This window comes from Sphingobium sp. 3R8, from assembly GCF_020166615.1.
In the GTDB taxonomy this organism is placed as follows: Bacteria; Pseudomonadota; Alphaproteobacteria; order Sphingomonadales; family Sphingomonadaceae; genus Sphingobium; species Sphingobium bisphenolicum.
The window spans coordinates 17,468-38,344 of record NZ_JAIQXR010000025.1 but is presented as its reverse complement, the minus strand read 5'-3'; the positions used below and the strand labels follow the sequence as shown (position 1 = coordinate 38,344).

The window sequence follows — 20,877 nt, the reverse complement described above, 5'->3', positions numbered from 1 at the left end:
ACGGGGGAAGCCTGAAATGGTGACAAGCAGGCAGGTGGCACGCGGGGTTGTGCGCTCAATGCGTGCGATGGATCGCGCGGCCAAGCAAGCCGAGCGTCGCCGGGTCACACACCAGCAAGCACTGCATCGGCAGGCCATGCTCGATGCCTCCGCTGACGCCGCCGCTGAATATGAAGCCGTGATCGAAGCCCTGACCGGCGCGCACCGCATCGTGCTTTCGCGTCGGGACTGGCTCACGACCGCGACGGCAACCCCGGTCGCAATGCCGGATCGCCGCGATGACGCCGAACGGCGCGCGGCGGCAGAGTTGGACGCCTACACCCCCGGCTGGTTCACCCGGCTCCTCAAGCGCGAGGAACGCGCCCGCGAAGCCCTCGCCCAATCGATTGATGCCGCTCGGGCGCAAGATGACTCCGACCACGCTCGCCGAATCCAGGCGGCTGAGGAGCAGAATCGTGCGATCGCGGAAGCTCAGCGTGTTGTAGAGCGCAGCCCGGATGCCATGGTTCGCGCATTGGAGGCGCATAGCGCGCTCGGCGCCTTGCCATACAGCGTCGAGGGGCTCGACACGCTTTTCATCGACGGGCGCATCGTCGCCGTTGTCGATGGCCTCGATCTCGAAGACATGCCCGAGGAAAGCATTTCATTGCTGAAATCGGGGAAGGCATCGGTCAAAGCGCTGCCGATCGGCAAGCGGCACGAGATTCATCGCGATGCGATCTGCTCGGCGGCCGTCCGCGTGGCGATCGAGTTCCTGGCCGTGCTGCCCATCGATGAAGTCGAAGTCGTGATGCTCACCGACATTCTCGACCGTGGGAGCGGCCACATCGATGCCCTGCCGGTGCTTCACCTCCGGGTGACCCTGCAAGCGATCAACACGCTCAACCTGCAGCGGACCGATGCGTCAGCGCTGGTGGACCGACTTGGCGGGCACATCGATTGGAACAAGCGCGATGGGTTTCGCGCGATCAATGCGGCCGCCTTCGGCATCGATCTTGGCGAATGAGCGCGATCAGCGCTTGGCCGCCGTTTCCCAAATGTCCTTCAGCTGCCGGTCGATCCTGTCCAGCTCGGCCTGATCGGCACCGCTGAGCATCGCGACGACATATTCTCCCGTTCGATAAGCATCGAGAAGTTGATTTCGCGCCGTTGCCAAGGCCACAAATTCGGTCGCAAGCGGGCTATCGTCGACTGGCGCCAGCCGGTTCGAACGAAACTGCTTGGGATCATAGATCGCGTCGGGATCCGGCAGAAAGAGGATCTTGGCGACCTGTCCCAGCTGCGGGCTGACATCGAGTAGTGCCCGTTGGCGATTACGCCAGACCCCATGATGTTCGGCCTCGAAATAGAGTCCGGGAACGTGCCAGATGGCCCAGCCATAGATCGTCTGGCCGCCCGCTCGCTCGATCTTTCGAACAACATTGTCGAAGCAGGCGGACATTTGGGCGTCTGCTGATGGCTTTGAGCGAACGTAAAGTGGCCGCTCGGCCGAAATCGTCCTGCAAAATGCTAAAAGCGCGGGGCTCAGGGCCTTCGGCACCGTACTCATGGCTGGGTCAGAGACACGATCAAAGCTGGTTCATGAGGTGCTGCGCCCAAACGGCTAGCGTGTCGGCGACACCGGACACCGTCTCCAGCAATTCGACGCGGTTCTGCCAGAGCTGCGTTCCCGCGCCCGCGCCGATGCCCGTCACAATGCCGGTACCCGCTTTGCCTGCGGCCCAAGCCAGCCAGCTGCGAACCGTTTTCGCGAGCTTCGCGAAGCGACCGGCGGCGCGTTCAACGACAACGGGGTCCGCGGCATCGATCGCAGCAGGACTTGCAAGCTCAGCGCGAACCTCGGCGATGCTGTCTTGCGCCGCCGCAATCTCGGCATCGGCCACCCCCATTTGAAATTCCGATGGCGGCTGATTGTGTCCGAGCATCGGGGATGCGTCGCGCAATTGCTCAAGCGCGCGCTCGAGTGCATCGAGTTGTTGCGGAAGTGCCGCCAAGCGAACCGCAAGGGGCGGCACGGTCTCCGGTTCGTCATCGTCCTCGGGGAAATGCTGCAATCCAAAATCGATATTGGCGAGCAGTTCATGACCGTTGACGTGGGTTTCCTTCATATTCTCGGCGCCGAGCGGGTACTCCCACAGCTCCCAGGTTAGCAGGCCAAGGGCAGGATGCTCGACGGCGGCCGAATAGCCAATCTCTGGCCCCATCTGCCGCTCGTCCGAAGCGAACTCGGCCCACTCGAGTTCATTGGCGGGAACCTCATATATTTCGCCGGTCGCCGCATGCCGGATGCGCGCAGCGCCACGAGAAAAAATGGCGCTCACATTCCTTCCTGGATCGTTTCGACCTCGACCGATACTTTGGCCACATTATAGAGCGCCACTGCGCCGCCCTCAGCCGTGGCCGGGTCAAACAGGGCCAGATTAATGCCGTCGCTGACCGAGCTGCGATAGACAACGCCGTCGAAACCGCATTTCTTGATAAACTCGCACAGATATTGACTTGGGATATAGTCGATCGCCGCGCCGGAAGGGAGAACGGGGCGCGTCAGCTCCTCGCCAAGACGTTGGAGAAGCGGCAGGTCCGCTCGCAATTGGCCGATGACACTCGCCTGCTGAAAGCTGAAAGGCGAAATATGCTTCCGCGGATTGCGGAGATCGACCGCTCGAATTTGCGGGATCTCGAAATCCGCCACGCATGCCACTTCGCCGGTGTGGGGCCGTATTTCCGCAGTGGCGGTTTCAGGCTTCGAACCGAGGTAGAGATAGGGAATGCCCGCAGGGTTCGCGCGTCCGTGGGATGCGGAGCGTTTGGGTGGGGCGCCCATCTGTTCGATCGGGTAATTGTCGTCGCCGGCGCGAATCCGCGCCCGATACCATTTGGTCGGCAGTTCGCCCACCTCGAGATATTCGAGAAGCTCGCTGAGCCGGTCTTGATCGAGAGTCGTGCCAAGAAACCAGCGATTCTGGTGCATCAATTCCTCGCGCAGGGTTTCCCACCGCAGCAAGGCTTCGCTTTTGTAACTGGAGGACGGCGCGAACGATCTGCGGACGATGTCGCCATTGTCGAGAATTTCGCCGAGCAGATCCTTCGCGTGAGCAGCGTCCATCCGCGGATGCGTGAACAGCTGCCAATCCTCCTGCATCCATTCGACGAGCGTCGGTCCTTCGTCCGCCAGCTCGTAGACATTGACCAGCGGCTCGAAATAGGTGGCGGCGAGATCGCTCGGATTCACCAAAAGAACGTTCTCGGTTCGGCAAAAGCTGCATGTCCCGACATCAGTCTCCAGAAACGGAAACACATTGTCGCGCAGATGGCGATCGTCAAAGCACTCAGGACAGCAACGCCGTTTGCGCATGATCGTGTCAGCTGAAATAATCGGCGAACGTCTCGATATGATGCTTCATCGAGAGCTTCTTCACATATCCGAGGCCAGGAAAATGGCCTTTGGCGTGCAGTTCGCGAAATTCCTTGATCGCACTTGATTCGAAAAGCTTGGAATCGCCGCTGTCGAGCTTGTCGATGAGCTTCTTGAGCGCCTGCGCGAATTTGCCGGCGGGGTCGGTTGGGGTATCATTCGTCGTCGAGACGAAATGATAAATGTACATGACATCATCATTGTCAGGATCGATGTAGGTCAGGTGAATCGCGACCGCATAGGCGGGCCCGCCCCCTTCGGAATAGCTATCGCCGACCATGAGGAAATCGCCGAAGCCGGCCATCTTCATGTCGCCGAAGGTCAGGTGCAGTTCGGAAAATTCCTCGAAGGGAATCTTGGCATATTCGGCGTTTTTCAGCCGCTTGAAGCCGTCGCGCAGCAAAACCCGCGTGCTTCCGTCGAAATGCTTGCGATAGAGGGTGTTCGCATGCTCTTCGACGAACACATGGTGTGATGCCGCCAGGTCGCCACCCAGGAAGTCGGCAAAGGCCTTCTGGGCCGTGAAACCGGCATGGACGAATGTCGGATGGTGATCCTTGTGCGCCTCATAGCAGGCCATCGCATCGGCGAGGGAGGTATGACTGCGCAACAGGATACCGGCAGAAATTGCGTCGTTCCCGATATACTCGTCTTGCAGAAGCTGCGTGATGCTGGCTCCGTCCTCCTGGTGATCGCCATGATAAGGATTGACGATGACGATCGCCTTGCCGCCGGCATCGCAGATCGCCTTCAGCGTCTTCTCAAGGCCGCCGAGTGATTCCTTCACCGGTTCGATAATCGGGACAAATCCGGCACCGGCCATCAGCTTGGCGCTTTCGCGCATTGTGATGAGCTCGAACTGCTTCCCGCGAAAATAGGGGTGGTACATGCCGTGCTCAGCTCCAGGCCATCGCCGCGCGGAGCGGCGTTCCGATGGCCGCGACAAGCCGATCATGATCGGCGCGGCGTACCGAAATCGACAGGGCTGCCGCCTGCAGTGAGTCCGGCAGCTGCTCGACGAGTTCGCCGAGCGGGGCGAGGTTGCGGGTGCGCTTCAGGGTGCGGACCATTTCGACGTGCAGCGTGGCGGGATCGAGGTCGGCGAACAGTGTCCGCAGCGTCGCATGCCGCTGCGTGTTGGGGACGTCAGGAACTGCGACGCCGAGCGTCTTGAGGATTGCAACCGCTTCGGCCGAGCGCAGCGATTCGAACACTGTGACCGGGCAAATCCGCGCGGGGCAGTCGATCGCCTCGCGCACGGTCTTGATCCGGTAGCGGCGCGACAGGCTCATAACACCGACATCGTCAGGCACCGTCGCCAGCACCCCGTCGATATGGCTCTCGCTGGCGATAACGTTCACCTTGGCGAAGACGCGCTTGTAGTTCTCGACCTGGTTCGCGAGCCGGGCCAGCGTATCCCGCTCGGACTTGATCTCATAGACCGTCGCGGTGCCGTTCAGGATGACCAGGTCCGCCTTGCATGCGCCAGCGCGAAACTCGTTGAGCATCGAGGCGGTCTGCAGAGAGTGCGTGCCCATCAGGATCTTGTGACTGATCGCGGCGCGGTAGATATATTCGTCGCGCTGCCCGGCCACCTTCAGGATGTCGAACGCCGAGTCGAACGTATCGCCGACGGTGGCGTTCGCGCTGCAGCGGTCGCCCAGATCGGTCTGGTCGACCAGTCGGCGGAACAGGCCGGACCGGCCTTTCTTGGCGAGTTCGCGAAAAACGGCGGCGGAAAACAGGCGCGTCAAAGCAGAAAGTTGCGCAGCGCTGTAGATGATCGATCCCCCGCCCGTGCCGCCAGTCGCATTCTGAGGCGCGTTCGCTCTTAGCCGAGAACGCTTCTGGAAGGAATCCTGGAATTGACCGGAATGGAGATGCCCCCCGCGCAAAGGTTGTGACGCCGCTCTCATGACGCAGCGCTTTCGGGCGCGCGTCTGCGGCGGCCAACAGGTTGGCGACCCAACGCGATGGCGATTTTCGATGAGGCGCGTTCGGCAGCTCGCTTGGCGGGCGCCATCTGCACATGCGCATAGATCGCAGTCGAGCGGGGGTTGCGATGCCCGAGAATTGCCCCGGTCATCGCCAGCGCCTGACCGGCGGAGGTTGAGGTCGAGCCCATCGTGTGGCGCAGCGTGTGCGGCGTCACATCATGCAAGCCAGACAGCTTCTTCACCTTGGGCCAGATGCCCTTGGTGCCCTGGAAGAATGATTCTCCTTCCGTGGCGGGGAAGATATAAGGGCAATCGTCCTGCCGGGAGATGCCCCGCAGGATCTCGATCGCGGCGCGGCCGAGCGGGCGAACCGAGCGCCCGGTCTTGCTCTGCTCCAACATGAGGAAGCCGCGGTCGAGATCGACTTCGCTCCATTTGAGGCCGGCGATCTCATTGCGGCGGCAGCCGGTCAGCGCCCAGAGCCGGGCGATGGCGATCGCCTTGGGATTGGTGCCATTTGTTTCGAGTTGGTCGAAGGCCGCGCCAAGAAGCTTGACCTCTTCAAGCGACAGGAAGCGCTCGCGCTGATTGTCAGTTTTGCGCACCGCGGCCTTGTCGACCGGATTGCGATCGGTCAGCTCAAGGCGCATCGCGAAGCTGTACATGGCCGACAGATCGCGGATCGCCTTGCGTGCGGCACCTTCGCCGCCGCGCACGATGATCCGCTTGCGATGTCCGGTCTTCTCATCCTTCGCCGTCTTGCCGCTCGCGACATCGCGCGCGAACTGTTCGACATCGGCGATGCTGACATCGCCAATCCGCTTGCGCCCGAGAAGCGCGACAATGTGATGGTCGATCCGAGAGAGCGTATATTTCTTAGTCAGCGGCTGCATCGGCTCGCCGATCCGTTTCCCGCGCTGAATGACGCAGCCGCGCTCCTCGTAAAGATCGCGCAGCTGCGAAATCAGAAGCTCGCCGCGTTTGGCGATCCGCTTTTCGCCGGGATCGCCGCCGTTGGCGACGGCACCGAGGACGGCCCTGGCCTGTTTGCGGGCCTGATCGATCGTAAGGGCGCCATAGCGGCCAAGTGTATAGGTCCGACGCTTCGCGGTGCGGCCGCCGCCGTCTGCCCGATAGCGCACGATGAAAGATTTGACGCCACTCGGCATGATCCGAAGCGCAAAGCCGGCAAGTTCGGCGTCCCACAGTTCATATTGCTCGGCGCGCACTGCCGCATTGTCGCACAGGTCGCGCGTCAGTCTGGCCGTCGATCGTTTGCCCACTTGTCTGGCTCCACTTGGACCCGTAATGCCTGCGGGACCACTGCGGGTCCACCGGTGGGCGAAGCGGGTCAAACTCGGGCGGAGCATAGCACAAGTAGAATCATGATAAAACAGCTACTTGTCTTAGTTCAGCGTAGCTGGGCGTAGTCCATCCAAGTAACGGTCTAGATTTGCCAAGGTTGGGGTCGAGGGTTCGAATCCCTTCGCCCGCTCCAGAAATCATCGAAAAATCAATGGTTTCTGGGGCAACTGGGAAGCGATTTCCGGATATACGGTCGCTGCAAAAGCACATTGTCTCCACAAAAATTGTAGGAATGGCGCGCGACAGCCTTTGTGAGCGCAGGCCGAGCTTTGCGATTTGGCGACACCGGCTCTTCCGCCCGTTTGTTGGCGCGTGGAGCAATGGGGCCGCGTAAGCTTCCAATATTCCCGCTACCGAGGTGACTGTCCACATCCTGGCGAGGGACATCTGGCTGGCGAGGGACATCTGGCAGACTGCCTACAGCGTGCGAGAGATCGAGACGGGCTTGCCTCATAGAAACGCGGGTCAACCATCAGGGGATCAACGGTCCCTGACAAATAGTTGACCCCTTGCATCCCTCATAAGGAAGTCGCCGTACCTCTCGTAAACCCAGTTTTTGCGAACGGATATCGAGGTGACGGTCATATGGGCTGAGAACGGGAGAACGCAGCATCCTGGCCGACGCACTTCCAATCTGGTCCGCCCCATGCAGGTCAAGACTGCCCGCTTTTTGGAGGCTACCGTATGAGAAGCCTTAAACCCTATCGGCCGTTCCGGTTTCCCCTTTATCCTGGACGCATCTCGACCCTGCACCGCGCACCGAAGACAGATCTCTATCCGTCGCGCTGTGGACAGCCATCGGCCTTGCCTATCAGCGGTCAAGACATGAAATCCGGCCGTCTCATGATTATCGAGCACGAGGAGAATAGGAGCCGTGCTTTGGCCGCGCTCCTGCAAAGTTGGGGTTTTTTGACCGTCACCCATGCCGATAGCGCCTGCAAATCGCAGCGGTTCAATCAGAATATCTGCGATCTCGTTCTGCTCAATGGCGTTTTCAATGATGACATATATGCCCAATTCCTGTCGGCCACAAAAAGTCTGGGACAAAGCATCCTTATTTTTTCGCAAAATATGGACGATTATAAGCGACTGAAAATCCTCTGTGATGCTTCAGGGGCGATCATCCCTCCGGACTGGGAAGCCGAAGCGCTCAGGCGAAAAATCGGAGAAGCGATCGAGAGGCCGGCGGCTGCCGAGGACGGCGTGCCATCGACGGCAATGGAATATCATCTCTATTGCTTTTCAGGTTGGACGATCGACATGAATCAGCATCTCGTCGTCAACGAACAGGGGGAATCCATAATTTTGTCGCCGGGAGACTTTGCGCTTCTGCGGGTCTTCGTGACATATCCACGCCGCGTCTTGAGCCGTAACCAGATTTTGGATCTCACCACGGCGATGGGGAGTGATGTCACCGACCGTGTGATTGACACGCAAATCTGCCGCCTGCGGCGACGATTAATGGCCGGTCACAACTTCATTCGGACGGTCAGAAACGAGGGATATATGTTTACGGAGCGTGTCCGACGTATTCCGCCGGCCTGAATCACGTCGATATCCCTGGCTTCCCCATCGGATTCAGCCGGTCCCAAAGTTGCGCGGCATTAATAGGAAGGCCTTGCGCGTGACGCTGGCGCCCGGTTCTGGACCGACCGGCTGGCGAGATGATAGAGGCCCTCATAGACCAAAACGGCCACCATTATGGCTATGGCAAAGGGCAGGTCCGCACGATCAAACAGGATGGCGCGAAGGAGCAGGCCGATGGCCGCTGCCATCGCCGTCAGTCGCATGAAGGTGGAACGCAGGGTGGCTTTCATGTCAGTCCTCCTTTTCAAAGGAAAAAGTCGAGCAGCAGTTTGAGATTGAGGGTGATGATGATCGCGGAGATCGCCCAGGCCGCGAATTTGAGCCAATGCGGGTTCACGAAGCTGCCCATCAGCCTGCGGTCGCTCGTGAATTTGACGAGGGGAACGACGGCGAAGGGCAGTTGCAGGCTCAGGATCACCTGGCTCAGGACCAGCAATCGGGTCGTCCCTTCCGATCCATAGAGAGCCGCCACGATCACGGCGGGGACGATGGCGAGCATCCGGGTGACGACCCGGCGCAGCCAGGCAGGCACGCGCAGGTTGACGAAGCCCTCCATCACGATCTGCCCCGCCAGCGTCGCGGTGATCGTTGAATTCTGTCCCGATGCCAGCAGGGCCACGGCGAACAGGGTGCTGGCGATGCCGGCGCCCAGCATCGGCGCGAGCAGGCGGTGCGCATCCTGGATCTCGGCCACGCCGGTCATGCCCGCGACATGGAAGGAGGATGCCGCCAGGATCAGAATCGCGCCATTGACGAACATGGCAAGCATCAGCGCAACGGTGCTGTCCACCGTGGCGAACAGCACCGCTTCGCGCTTGCCCCTTTCGCTCCGCTCGAAGCTGCGGGTCTGGACGATCGAGGAATGAAGATAGAGATTATGGGGCATCACGGTCGCGCCGATGATGCCGATCGCGATGTAGAGCATCGCCGGGTTGGTGACCACGCTGGCGCTGGGAACAAGGCCCATGCCGATTGCGGCAAGGTCGGGCTTCGACAGGAAGAGTTCGACGGCGAAGCAGCCCGCTATCACGATCAGCAGCGCTACGATGAAGGCTTCGAGTTGGCGAAAGCCGCGCTGTTGCAGGAACAGGATGAGCATCACATCGGCGGCGGTCAGGCACACGCCCATCACCAGCGGAATGTCGAACAGCAATTGCAGGGCGATGGCCGTGCCGACCACTTCGGCAAGGTCGCAGGCGATGATCGCCAGTTCGCACATGATCCAGAGGGTGACACGGACCGGCGCGCTATATTGGGCGCGACAGGCCTGGGCCAGGTCCATGCCGGTGACGATACCGAGTTTGGCCGAGAGTGATTGCAGCACCATCGCCATGATGCTGGACAGCAGGATCACCGACAGCAAGGTGTAGCCAAAGGCCGACCCGCCCGCGAGGTCGGTCGCCCAGTTGCCGGGGTCCATATAACCGACCGCGACGATATAGCCGGGACCGGCGAAGGCGCCCATTTTCTTCCAGACGCTGCCGCCAGCCCGCGGCACCGCGATCGTCCGATAGGAACCGGGCAGGCTGGGCCTGATGTCCGGCATGTCCATGGACGGCATCGCGATGTCGGCGGGTGGCGGAGGCGTCATCGATTATCCCCTTTGAAATGGCAGTCCAGGTCCAGCGCTATTGCGCGGTGCTGGTGTTGAGGCTGCCGTTGAGGCCATTGGGGAAGAAGCCGCCTTTCTGTGCGGCCAGCTTCGTCAGATAGACGATGTTGAGCACTTCGCCCGTCGTGCGGCTATAGGCGATGCCGTCGATCTGCAACAGCGCATGGGCGCCTGCATGATGGGGGCAACGGCCCCGTCCGATTCTGTCAGCGTGGCGCACGAAGCGGTAGCATGTCTGGAGATGGACCTATTCCGTCGGGGGTGGCCGGTCGGCCAGTCGCTTGGTGCGCTACCCGACGTGCAGAAGCAATTGGGGTTGGGCCGTCCTGCTTCGCGTGAAGCCATCACCATATTGGAAGCGCGCGGCATGCTGGATGTTCGCCGCGGTCCTGGCGGCGGCCTGTTCGTCGCAGCGCCATCCCTGGACGATGTTGCAGGATCGATCCTGATGTATCTCGCGCTCGCGGGAGAGACATATGCTTGCATCGAGGAATTTCGATCACTCATGTGGCGCATGATCGTAAAAACGGCGATCCAGCAAAGGGTCGTCTTGCCGTTGCGCGGCACGATTGAGGGTCAGTGGGGGTTTGCCGTCGACCTTGCGGAACAGGCAGGCAACAGGACGATGGGCCTGCTCGCACGTCTGGCCGAACTGTTGATGCGTATTGCGCATGAGGAAAAGACACCTGCCCGCGATGCTGCGCTTGAAGCGGCAATCAACGATGGCGATTGCGTCAGGGCTTTTGCCCGGCTGGATCAACTGGCCGGGCCGGAGAAGAACAATGCGCCGATCGTCGCGCTTGATGTCGCGGAAAAGGGCTTCACCCTTTCGGGGCGCAAATCCGCCATGGCTCTTGCCGCACGGATGGCGCGCGAACTCAGCGGTCCCGAACGCAGGCAGGAGGCAGAATGGGAAACTGCCGAGCGTCTTGGTTATACCGAAGGGGTCGTGCGGCAGGCGCGAAGAATATTGCAGGATTTTGGTGTCCTGCGCTGCAGGCAGGGGCGCAAAGGCGCCGAGTTTGCGCCGCCGACGGCGCCGACGGGAGTCATTCGCCTACTTGCACCCAGCCTTGTCGCCAGCGCCGCGCTGGCCCTCGACATACGAGAAACGATATTCTTCCTCGTCAGCAGTGCGACCATGCTCGCTGCGGCCCGCGTGAAGGCAGCGGACGGCCCGCCCCTCAGGCTTATCGCTCCCTCGTCCGGTCCTGACGGTTTCGAAGCCATAATCCTTGAAAACAAGTTGCTGGAACGGAGCGGCAATCCTCTTCTTTCGATCGTGGTGCGCTCCTTGGGGCTCGCCAATACCTTTATCGCAAGAGATGCATTGATCCCGCCCCATATCGGGGAGATCACGGCGCTTAATCGGCGAATCGTGCGGGCCATCGATCTGGGCGACGCGACGACCGCACGGGGATTGGCACAGACAAAATTCGACCTGATGCAACGGCCTACAGGATGCTACCGGGACGTCGCCTAGCCTTCCCTCGTACAGGAAATGATTCATCTAACTGCCGTATAAGGGCGAGGTTAGCGTAGCTGCTCCATTTAGGAGCAATAAAATGAATGCCTTTCGGAAGTCCTGGCCCCTGGGACTGGCGGTGGCGGGGATCGGCCTCATCCCCGGCTTCGCGCTCGCGCATCATTCCTTTGCGGCATATGACATGAGCAGGACGCTCACGGCCGACGGGACATTGAAGGAGTTTCGCTGGGGGGCCCCGCATTCCTCGATGGTGCTGATCTATCTCGACAAGGGCAAGCCCAGGGAGATGTCGATCGTCAGCGGAAGCCCGCTGATGTTTTCCAAGCAGGGTTTCGCACCGCGTGATTTCAAGCGCGGCGAAAAGGTCAAGGTGACCTATCATCCCAACACCGGCGGATCGCCGGGCGGAGCGATGGCGAGCTTGAAGCTCTCTAACGGCCGAACTTTCGCCGACAGCGAAGCCGCACGCGCCAACGGCGGCAACTGAAAGAAGCGACATGGGTAGCAATGAAAAGGAAAGCCGTATCATCCTGCGCGCTGCGCTGGCTGGCATGGCGCTTTGCGCCGCAGCCGCCGGCCCAGCGCAGGGGCCGCCGCCCGATCTGGAGGGTGTCTGGAAGATCGCGACGCCCATGAACAGCTTCAGGCCGGTAGCCGGTGCGGTGCCGTTCACGGCCGAAGGGCGCAAGGCTTACGACGCCAACAGGAAGCTTCGGGCGCAAGGCAAGATCGATGACTATGACATCACCCTGTCCCGCTGTTCGAACCCGGGCGTGCCGCGTCTGGCGCTTACGCCGATGCGGTTCAAGATCTGGAACCGGCAAAATGTCGTAACCTTCGACTATGAATGGAACCGCGTGCTCCGGCAGATCAATGTTGGCGTTCCGCCCCAGCCCGATCTGATGGGGCAGGGACTCATTCCGACCACGACAGGCAAGTCAGCCGGGCATTGGGAGGGGGATACGCTTGTCTCGGTCATGGAAGGCGTATCGGATCGGACATTGATCGATGATCTGGTCCCCCATGGGTACGATCTCAAAGTCACCGAACGCTATCGCCTTGTCGATGCCAATACATTGGAAAACCGCATCACGATTGCGGACCCGGCCTATTTTACTCGGCCCTGGGAAACGGTGGTCACTTACAAGCGACAGCCCGACGCCATCTTCGCCGAAGATGTGTGTCTTGATCGCATTGCCGCAAAGCAGCCTGCCTTCCCCAAGTGAAGCGGCCGCCATTTGATCTGGAGCATGTCCGCATGACCACCCATTTTTCGTTTCTCGTCGGGCGGAGGCGCGATGCGCTTGTCGCCATGACCGCGCTCGGGCTGGCCGTGCAGCCTGTGTCGTCACAGGCGCAAGCCGGCCCGCCGCCGTCTGGCGCACCGGCTGGGCCGCTCCCCACCGGCGGCATTCCTTTGCCTCCCGGCGCAACCGGCGGACCCCCGCCCGGCGTGCCGTTGGGTCCGGTGCTGACGCCCGCGCAAAAGCTTGTGGCCGACCTGCCTCCACCTGGGCCGGGCGCGCTGCCCCCGCGGCCTCCATTGCCCGCAGATTCGGTCATGCCGTCTTCAGACCCGCGCGACCTTCAAGGCACCTGGGTCAACAATCTGCCACTTCAATTTCGTTCCCAGAACGACATGTACGGCGCACCCGCGCCCTACACGATGGAGGGGGCGAAGATCATCGCCCGGCGCGTCAAATCGCTCAAGGATGGCAAGCCGTTCACCAATGCATCGGCCATCTGTCGCCCGCCGGGGCCGCAGTGGCAGCGCGACCTCAATTTCCCGTTCCTGATCGTGCAAGCCAAGGATCATATCGAGTTTCTGTTCGAAGAATATCATGGTCGCTGGATCATATCCCTCGATCCGCAGGGCACGAGCCTTCCGTCGCAAAAACAATATATGGGTCGTTCAACCGGTCATTGGGACGGAGGCACGTTGATAGTCGAAACGAGTGATTTCAAACAGGCCATCTGGCTCGACGTCGATGGCACCCCCTTGTCGACGAAGGGCAGATTGATCCAGCGCATCCGTAAAGTGGGCGTGGACGGCCAGGTGCCGTTCCTTGAGGTCGTTACCACCATCATCGACCCGACCTATTATACAGGTCCATGGTCAATCGTGCGAACCTTCGGCTGGGTGCCGCATCAGGCCGTGTTCGCAGAATATAATTGCGAAGAACAGGTTGGCGATCCCAGCGTGCCTGTGGACGGCGGCCTCGTTCCCGAACCGCTGGACTGATCGTGCGACCCGCCACAAAGGCCCAACCTATAGGAAACGCCAATGCGACATTTGCCGACGTTCAGCCGCCAGCGCCACATACTGAAGTTCAGCCTGCCACTCGCTGCTATGCTGGCCTTCTCATCGCCAAGCCTGGCGCATGATACGGAAACCGCGAACAAGAAGGTCGTGCTGGGTTTCTATCAGGCTCTTGACGATGCTGACGCGGCTGGCGCCACAAGCGCGCGCATTCAGAGCATCGCCGAAACTTATCTTAGTGCCGATTATGTCCAGCATGCGGAGGCCTTTGCGCGTCTGCCTGGGGCTGGCAGCGCACGCGATAAGTTGATTCGCATGTTTCAGACCATGCCAGCGATGAAGCTGCCTCCGGCAAGAACCGTCGCGATCATGGCGGAAAACGACCTGGTGATGCTGCTGACGGCCCGTGATATGCCCAATCCTGCGGGAGGGACGGCGCCAGCCTATATCTTCAACATGTTTCGCGTAAGGGACGGTCGGCTGGTCGAGCATTGGGACGTCAGTCCGCCCCCGCCCGGCTTGGGAGCGGCATCCTCCTCACCCCCTGGGCCTGTGCCTTCTGGCGGGCTTCCATCGGATGCCGTTCCGCCGCCCGTCAGCCCACGGTAACCTGTCTGTTACATCGAACTTTACCGTTCTCTACAGGCGTTGCCGTCAAGGATGGGCCATTAGGGAGAGCGGCAGGGGCAGGGCGCCCCGGTTCGTTCCACCTTCCAAGCCGACCCGGCCGCCAAGCCTTTGAGGATTTACCGACATGTCAGTCGAACAGTTCGCCCAGCATCTCTACGGCACCCAGATCAGCACCAGCCTGCGCGAGATCGCCTGGATCGTGCCTGCGGTTCAAAGTATCCATATCGTCGCCATCGCGGCCGTCCTGGGCGCGGCCATCGTGATGGACCTGCGCCTGGCCGGCGTGCTGGCCACAGATGAAACGCCGCGCGGCGTGGTCAAGCGACACCTGCCCTGGATGTGGGGTGGGCTTGCCCTTTTGCTTACTTCGGGCACCCTGCTCGGCTGGGCGGAACCTTATCGCGTGCTGATGAATCCGGTATTCTGGACTAAGATGGCGCTGGTCCTGACCGGCTTCACTCTCACGCTGCTGTTCCGCTATCCCATCCTGCATCCCGATTACCGGATCGAGCACGCCCGCGCGGCGCGGCTGATCAAGCCGATGGCTTGGGCGTCGCTGGCGATTTGGGTGATGGTCGTCTTCTGCGGGCGCTGGATCGCCTACTACCAATAATCATATCTGTCTGGAGAATATCCCATGGTACCCAGCCTTGAGACCGAAGGCGGCCTGATGCAGACGCTGTATGATTCGGCCATCGCCACTGCAATACGCGAAAGCGGGACGTTATTTCCCTGGATCGAGAGCGCTCATGTGCTCATGATCGCCATCGTCGTTGGTACGATCGCGATTGTCGATTTGCGGCTGATAGGCTTCTCCTCGCACCGCCGCGGCGCACGCCAGTTGATCGTCGATATGCTGCCTTTCACCTGGGTGGCCTTTGTCCTCGCGATCGGCACCGGCACCCTGCTCTTCCTGTCCAATGCGACCGGCTATTATGAAAGTATGCCTTTCCGCTTCAAGCTGCTCGCCATCTTTATTGCGGGCATCAACATGGCCGTCTTTCATCTGACCGCCTATCGCAAGATCGGCGAATGGGATGACCGGCTGCCCACACCGCGCGCGGCGAAGGTCGCCGGCATCACTTCGCTCACCCTGTGGATTCTCATCGTCTTCCTCGGGCGATGGATCGGCTATTCCTACCCCCTCGCCTGATTCCCCATATATCATCCTGAAAACCGCACGGGCGTCGGCTGCAAAGCCGGCGCCCGAAATGCGTCCGGGAAGGAAAGCGTCCGTTTCCCCGGCGGGGAATGGGCGATCGCAGCTCGCTCTGAGGTATCGCTCCGTCTCGCATCCCTGGCGTTGCGCGTCGTTACGCAACGTTCGCGTGAACCGTAACGCACAAGCGTTCGCGCCGGAACTCGGGCAGTCGAACGCTCATCCCATGATGTCCGACGGCGCGTCCAGAGCAGGGGCTGCCGGCCATCGCCAACCGATAATATATGAGGATCGGCCCTTGAACATGTTTCTTCGTTGCAGCGCCACGGCTATTGCGATCTGCCTGCTGCCCTTGGCCCTCGCACCGGCGCACGCGCAGGATGCTCCCCCGGCTTCCCCTGCCGGGCAACCCGCCGAAACGACGACCGACAGACAGGATGACGCCCACATCATCGTGTTCGGCCGGGGCGAGTTGAAGATCGGCACCGCGCAGGCCGCGAGCGAGGGGACCATCAGCGGTTCGGACCTGCTCGTGCGGCCGCTGCTCCGGACGGCCGAACTGCTCGAAGCCGTGCCCGGCATGGTCGCCGCCCAACATTCGGGCAGCGGCAAGGCCAACCAATATTTCCTGCGCGGCTTCAACCTGGACCATGGATCGGACTTCAGCACCTATATCGATGGCGTCCAGATGAATTTCCGGTCCCACGGCCATGGTCAGGGTTATCTCGATTTAAACGGCCTGATCCCCGAGATCGTCGCGCGCGAAGATTTCCGCAAGGGCCCCTACCGCGCGGACGGCGGTGATTTCGCCATGGCCGGCGCCGCCTATATGTCCACGATCGAACGCTATGACCGGCCCTGGGCATCCGTCGAGGCCGGTTCCTATGGCCATCGCCGGATCGCCGCCGGCGGCACGATCAAAAATGTCGCCGGTGGTGACCTGACCGTCGTGGGCGAGTTTCGCGTCTATGACGGTCCGTGGGAGCAGCCGGAAGGCCTGCGCCACTATGCGGGCTTTGTGAAATATGACAGGCCAACCGGCCTGGGCGAACTGGAACTGACCGTCCATGGCTATCGCGGCACCTGGAAGCCGACCGAGCAGATACCCGAACGGATCATTGGAACCTCGGTTTGCGCCGACCGATTTTGCTCGCCCGGTCCGACCGCGACCGGCGAAACGACGCGTCTGATCGCCAATGCGAAACTTTCCGGCGAAGGGTGGCGGGTCAACGCCTATGCCCAATATTATGACTGGAACATGTTTTCGAACCCCGAATATTTCGACGCGGCGGGTATCAGCGCCCAAATCCATCAGTTCGACCGCCGATCCGTCTATGGTTTGACCGGTGAGAAGGATTGGAAATTGTCCGACCGCTTCGAACTGACGCTGGGCACCGAAAACCGATATGATAATGTCAGCCGGGTCGGGGTGCAGCACACGATCGCGCGGCAGTTCGTCAATTCATTGGGCCTGTATGCGCTCGATGAAGCATCGGCCGCGCTCTATGCGTCGGCGACGTGGCGGCCCCTTGCCGGGCTTCGTCTGATCGGCGGGCTGCGCGGCGACTATTATCATTATTCCGTCCGCGCGCTGGACGCAGAAGCGGTCGCACTGGGGCAGGGGTCGGGTTCCGACGCCATCCTCTCGCCCAAGGCGCAGGCGGCCTATCAGGTGGGGCAGCGTGTCGAACTCTACGCCAGTTGGGGCAAGGGTTTCCATTCCAACGACGTCCGCGGCGCAGTGACGACGACGCCGGTGCCGGTCCTCGTCTCGGGCACGGGCAAGGAACTGGGCGCGCGCTTCCAGTTCGGCACCTTCAACTTTACGGCGACCTATTGGTGGCTGAATCTGGGCAGCGAACTCCGGTTCGTGGGCGATTCCAACGCGGTCGAACCATCCGCCGCCAGCAAGCGTCGCGGCTATGAACTGGTCGCTTTCTGGCGTCCCGTCCCCTGGCTGGCGATAGACGCGAACTATACCGCCAGCCACGCGCGCTACGACACGGGCGATTATATTCCCAACGCCTTTGAAAACGCGGCCTCGGCAGGTATCTCGTTCATCAAGGGACCGTGGGAAGCGAGCGTTCGGCTGCGCCATCTCGGCCCCTATCCGCTGCTGGAGGATAATTCGCAACGCGACAAGGGCAGCAACGTCGTCAACGTCCGCGGCGCGCGCAAGTTCGGATCCTTTGATATCTATGCCGAAGTCCTCAATCTGCTGGGCAGCAAGGACAAGGACATCGCCTATTGGTATCAATCCTATATTCCCGGCTTCGATCAGGCGCCGGTCGAAGGACGTCTCAGCCGTGTCGTGGAGCCACGCACCCTGCGCGCCGGCGTGAAAGTGCATTTTTAGATGAACCATGGTCTTTTTGAGAATTTAGTTGAACGATCCGGTCATTTTCGGCGAAGGTAGTCCAAGACGCAGAGACGATGCGGATCATGCAGATTGGATAAGGAATGGCCGTTCGACCCCGACTAACGGAAAACGCGAAGCCGTCCCAGTCATTGCTGGGCAAGCTCGACACAGCGCGTAATACGGACGAGAAGCCGGACCGTCGCGTCAATCGCACTCGACTGGCGCTGCTGGAGGCCGCGCAGCGTCTGTTCGCCATGCGATCTGTCGAGGGTGTTAGCATCGACGACATCGCCAAAGAAGCGGAAGTCGCAAAGGGAAGCCTCTACAATCATTTTGAAAGCAAGGAAGCGCTTGCTGACGAACTTTTCAGACTGATGCGAAGCCATGTCGCCAACCTGCTCGAGACGGCTATCGACGAGGCAACGCCGCCACCTGAACGGCTGGTGCGCGGTTCTTTCGTAATTTTGCGTTTCGCCTTGGATCACCCGGAAAGTGCTGCGGCATTGCTGAAGTTGTCACCGGAATTGCTGGATGATGCTGCGCCGCTCAACATGAAGGCGCGGGAGGTTGTCATCGCCGGTCTGGAATCGGGGCATTTCAAAGGAATCCCTGCCGATTCGGCTACTTTATTGGTGGTGGGCGCCTCACTTGTGATGTTGCAGGATTCGATTGATCGTCAAAAGTCCGTCAAGCGCCTCATCACCAAAATGATACCCCTTATGGCTGGTGTATTGCGGGCTCTGGGTGTGGATGGCGCCGGGGCGGCAATGGCGGCAAAAGCTGCAGCCAGGGCAACGTTGGAGTAGATCGCTGGCCAACACGAGCGGGGGTGTCGAACTTTACGTTGTGAGCGGGCAACGCTGAATGACATAATCGTGGAGCGATTTCTTTCGCTGTCCATACCGTGATCCCATATGGGATCGGCAATGGACAATGATCGATCTGATGCCACTATCTGCATTCGCCTGCGACGCGATGCTCTAGTGCAGCGGATGGCCATCGAAGACGCTGAAGATCAACGCGCCGGCCATCCCGTGCCGGACTCCTGGTATGGGTCGCTATGCGCAAGCTTCTGGCAGATCGGCGTGGCGGCCGTCGCGCCACCGCGCAGGATCACGGGGTCCATCAACCTCGATGAGAATATGGTTGCGTACCTACGGCTATATAGCCTGTTGGCTCATCTGATTTCGATTAAAGCTATCCCTTCGGCTGGCAAATTGAGTGTCAGTCTGCCGTCTTCGCTGACAGCAAGGCTTTGGGGAGGAGCGATTTCAGCGGCGGCGCTGATGTGATCCATCTGTGCTCGCGTGGGATATTGCGGTGATCCCAATTTTCGCCAAGCCGGGAAAGGCGAGCCGCGTTCCATATCCACATAGCTAACCTGCACCTTACGCCCGGCATGCACGCCTTTCAGCGTGATGTTCATTACTTTCGAACCACCCGAAACAGTTCGTACGCTGCTTTGCCCCGGTATGCCCGACGGCTGCTGCACCTCCGCAAGATTCCAGACCATGATCGCGGCGCGCTTGCCCTCGCGCGACGCGAGCGCCGGTCCGGTCGAAGCCAGACGATGATTACCCATGCGATTCAACAATTTATAAGTGTTGAATTGTGGCTTGGCGATGCTGCCGCGCGCCAACATTCCCCAGCCATTATCGCCCTCTTTCAGGACGTAATTTGGTACGACTATCTCCTCGAAATGACTGCTCAGCGCCCATTGCGACATGGCATGGCAATATGGCAGGCAGTTAGCGAGAATATGCGCTATCATGGCAGGGCTGTCTGCCGACCATTCCGAAAGCCAAAGTTCTGCGCCTTTGTAACGTGTCGCGTCGATTTGACGCCGAGCCATCGCCATCGCGGCCGGGATCACGTCATTTTGGGACAGCAATGGAGCGTTACCGAATATATGGTTCTGATCGTCGCCCGCGTAGATGTGCGTACTGACGAAATCTACCGGACAATCATTGGCGGCGCAGAAAACGAGGAAAGGCTCGATCCACTGAACCGCCGATGTCGATGGCCCGCCCACCTTGAGTGCTGGGTCAACCGCCTTGACTGCAGCCGATGTGGCTTTGTAGAGTTGGAAATAGTCTTCCTGCTCACCCGAGAAGAAGAAGGGGAGGTCAGGTTCGTTCCAAACCTCGAAATACCATTGCCGTATCTTCGACCTTCCATAACGATCCATGAGATGCTGCACGAAAAGGCGAACGAAGGCTGACCAGTCATCCGTCGATGCAGGGGGCGAGATGTTCCCGCCATACAGGCCGAACTTCCTCGTCCCGCTTGCCAGTTTTCGCGGCATGAAGCTCAGTTCCACGAAGGGCTGCACGCCGCGCGCCAGCAAGCCGTCGTAAACGGCATCGACATTCTGGAAATTGGGCGTCGCCCCGCTTGTCCACACGCCCAGTTCATCGGCGAAGATGCCGTGGAAGCGCACCCGCTCCAGTCCGGCTTCGTTACGGAACCGGTCGAGATCGCGCCGCCAGTCCGCCCGCAGCGTCATCGCTGCGCGATCCGATCCCGCACAACGGGACCAGATGTGATCCAGCGGACCCGTATCGCGATCAAGATCCACTGTGATCGGTACGGATGCGATTGCGGCCCTTGCTTGCGAGCCGATCAGGGCGGCAGTCGAGATAGCTGTCCCCGCCTTGATTATTTCGCGCCTGTTCCACATCGCAAAACTCCAAATGAAAATACAGGCCGATCCTGATACGCCGCCCGACCGCATTTCGGCTCTTGCGGGAAGGCATGGAACAGCCGCCCTACGATAAAATGTGATGCGTTCAGCCGACGCCATGATGTCGACACCAGCATCAGCATTCACCATCCGTGGCCTGTGAAACCGAACCATGGGCGTCAGCTTGCCGGAGTCGCCCTAACCTGACTATGTTTTCGCAATGGCGAGTCATTGTCTCCATCACGGCAGCAGTTTATCCAACTAGGCTGCCGGTCGGCGTCTATGTGTCAGGGCTTTCGCCGCGCGCTTCGGCCGCGCCGCCATTGGAACACCAATAGCTGTGGGGGGCGTGGAGCAGACCGATTTTCTCCGCGAAGATCATCT

20 protein-coding genes and 1 pseudogene are annotated in these 20,877 nt (G+C 60.5%); 11 read left to right on the top strand and 10 right to left on the bottom strand.

Going from position 1 to position 20,877, the window contains the following annotated elements:
• Positions 1 to 67: 67 nt before the first annotated feature.
• Complete coding sequence (locus tag K9B33_RS19710; RefSeq protein WP_224550815.1) at positions 68 to 1,006, top strand: hypothetical protein; 939 nt, start codon at positions 68 to 70, stop codon at positions 1,004 to 1,006.
• Between the two features lie 6 nt (positions 1,007 to 1,012).
• On the opposite strand, the gene K9B33_RS19705 is transcribed toward K9B33_RS19710, so the two are convergent.
• The 6 genes from K9B33_RS19705 to K9B33_RS19680 all read right to left on the bottom strand — a co-directional run bounded on the left by K9B33_RS19705 (position 1,013) and on the right by K9B33_RS19680 (position 6,635).
• A complete protein-coding gene (locus K9B33_RS19705; protein WP_224550813.1) occupies positions 1,013 to 1,441 on the bottom strand; it encodes a hypothetical protein in 429 nt (142 codons plus the stop codon).
• 127 nt (positions 1,442 to 1,568) lie between these two features.
• Entirely contained in the window at positions 1,569 to 2,321 is a 753-nt protein-coding gene (locus tag K9B33_RS19700; protein WP_224550811.1) for a hypothetical protein, read from the bottom strand.
• Positions 2,318 to 3,355, bottom strand: a complete 1,038-nt coding sequence (locus tag K9B33_RS19695) for an RES family NAD+ phosphorylase (RefSeq protein WP_224550809.1) — start codon at positions 3,353 to 3,355, stop codon at positions 2,318 to 2,320. The genes K9B33_RS19700 and K9B33_RS19695 overlap by 4 nt, the downstream gene beginning before the upstream one ends.
• Before the next feature lie 7 nt (positions 3,356 to 3,362).
• Positions 3,363 to 4,304: a sce7725 family protein gene (locus K9B33_RS19690; RefSeq protein WP_224550807.1), complete on the bottom strand. Its 942-nt coding sequence runs from the start codon at positions 4,302 to 4,304 to the stop codon at positions 3,363 to 3,365.
• Between the two features lie 7 nt (positions 4,305 to 4,311).
• Complete coding sequence (locus K9B33_RS19685; RefSeq protein ID WP_224550805.1) at positions 4,312 to 5,169, bottom strand: sce7726 family protein; 858 nt, start codon at positions 5,167 to 5,169, stop codon at positions 4,312 to 4,314.
• Between the two features lie 158 nt (positions 5,170 to 5,327).
• Positions 5,328 to 6,635 (bottom strand): tyrosine-type recombinase/integrase, encoded by a 1,308-nt coding sequence (locus K9B33_RS19680; RefSeq protein WP_224550804.1) that lies wholly within the window; start codon positions 6,633 to 6,635, stop codon positions 5,328 to 5,330.
• Positions 6,636 to 7,401: 766 nt separating this feature from the next.
• On the opposite strand from K9B33_RS19680, the gene K9B33_RS19675 reads away from it, so the two are divergent.
• Positions 7,402 to 8,262, top strand: coding sequence for a winged helix-turn-helix transcriptional regulator (locus K9B33_RS19675; protein WP_224550802.1), 861 nt, complete (start codon positions 7,402 to 7,404; stop codon positions 8,260 to 8,262).
• Between the two features lie 59 nt (positions 8,263 to 8,321).
• Here the strand turns inward: K9B33_RS19675 and K9B33_RS19670 are convergent, their stop codons facing one another.
• From K9B33_RS19670 to K9B33_RS19660, 3 genes and pseudogenes are all read right to left on the bottom strand, one after another.
• Complete coding sequence (locus K9B33_RS19670; protein ID WP_224550800.1) at positions 8,322 to 8,534, bottom strand: hypothetical protein; 213 nt, start codon at positions 8,532 to 8,534, stop codon at positions 8,322 to 8,324.
• A 14-nt stretch (positions 8,535 to 8,548) separates the two neighbouring features.
• Entirely contained in the window at positions 8,549 to 9,895 is a 1,347-nt protein-coding gene (locus tag K9B33_RS19665; protein WP_224550799.1) for an Nramp family divalent metal transporter, read from the bottom strand.
• Between the two features lie 37 nt (positions 9,896 to 9,932).
• Positions 9,933 to 10,064, bottom strand: a pseudogene (locus K9B33_RS19660) (ferritin-like domain-containing protein); the annotation flags it as partial.
• A 93-nt stretch (positions 10,065 to 10,157) separates the two neighbouring features.
• Here K9B33_RS19660 and K9B33_RS19655 point away from each other — a divergent pair.
• The 9 genes from K9B33_RS19655 to K9B33_RS19615 all read left to right on the top strand — a co-directional run bounded on the left by K9B33_RS19655 (position 10,158) and on the right by K9B33_RS19615 (position 18,616).
• On the top strand, positions 10,158 to 11,399 hold the full coding sequence (locus tag K9B33_RS19655) for a hypothetical protein (RefSeq protein ID WP_224550797.1): 1,242 nt from the start codon (positions 10,158 to 10,160) through the stop codon (positions 11,397 to 11,399).
• Between the two features lie 82 nt (positions 11,400 to 11,481).
• Positions 11,482 to 11,889: a DUF6152 family protein gene (locus K9B33_RS19650; protein WP_224550796.1), complete on the top strand. Its 408-nt coding sequence runs from the start codon at positions 11,482 to 11,484 to the stop codon at positions 11,887 to 11,889.
• Positions 11,890 to 11,899: 10 nt separating this feature from the next.
• Positions 11,900 to 12,628 carry a hypothetical protein gene (locus K9B33_RS19645; protein WP_224550795.1) on the top strand — a complete coding sequence of 243 codons (729 nt, stop codon included), beginning with the start codon at positions 11,900 to 11,902 and terminating at the stop codon, positions 12,626 to 12,628.
• A 32-nt stretch (positions 12,629 to 12,660) separates the two neighbouring features.
• On the top strand, positions 12,661 to 13,644 hold the full coding sequence (locus tag K9B33_RS19640) for a hypothetical protein (protein ID WP_224550857.1): 984 nt from the start codon (positions 12,661 to 12,663) through the stop codon (positions 13,642 to 13,644).
• Positions 13,645 to 13,686: 42 nt separating this feature from the next.
• Positions 13,687 to 14,271, top strand: coding sequence for a nuclear transport factor 2 family protein (locus K9B33_RS19635; protein WP_224550793.1), 585 nt, complete (start codon positions 13,687 to 13,689; stop codon positions 14,269 to 14,271).
• 145 nt (positions 14,272 to 14,416) lie between these two features.
• Positions 14,417 to 14,905: a DUF6644 family protein gene (locus K9B33_RS19630; RefSeq protein ID WP_224550791.1), complete on the top strand. Its 489-nt coding sequence runs from the start codon at positions 14,417 to 14,419 to the stop codon at positions 14,903 to 14,905.
• 24 nt (positions 14,906 to 14,929) lie between these two features.
• Positions 14,930 to 15,445: a DUF6644 family protein gene (locus tag K9B33_RS19625; protein ID WP_224550790.1), complete on the top strand. Its 516-nt coding sequence runs from the start codon at positions 14,930 to 14,932 to the stop codon at positions 15,443 to 15,445.
• Between the two features lie 310 nt (positions 15,446 to 15,755).
• On the top strand, positions 15,756 to 17,807 hold the full coding sequence (locus tag K9B33_RS19620) for a TonB-dependent receptor (RefSeq protein ID WP_224550856.1): 2,052 nt from the start codon (positions 15,756 to 15,758) through the stop codon (positions 17,805 to 17,807).
• Between the two features lie 152 nt (positions 17,808 to 17,959).
• The gene (locus K9B33_RS19615; RefSeq protein ID WP_224550788.1) at positions 17,960 to 18,616 is read left to right on the top strand and encodes a TetR/AcrR family transcriptional regulator; all 657 of its coding nucleotides are present in this window, start codon (positions 17,960 to 17,962) and stop codon (positions 18,614 to 18,616) included.
• A 371-nt stretch (positions 18,617 to 18,987) separates the two neighbouring features.
• On the opposite strand, the gene K9B33_RS19610 is transcribed toward K9B33_RS19615, so the two are convergent.
• A complete protein-coding gene (locus K9B33_RS19610; protein WP_224550786.1) occupies positions 18,988 to 20,643 on the bottom strand; it encodes a GH39 family glycosyl hydrolase in 1,656 nt (551 codons plus the stop codon).
• Between the last annotated feature and the right edge of the window lie 234 nt (positions 20,644 to 20,877).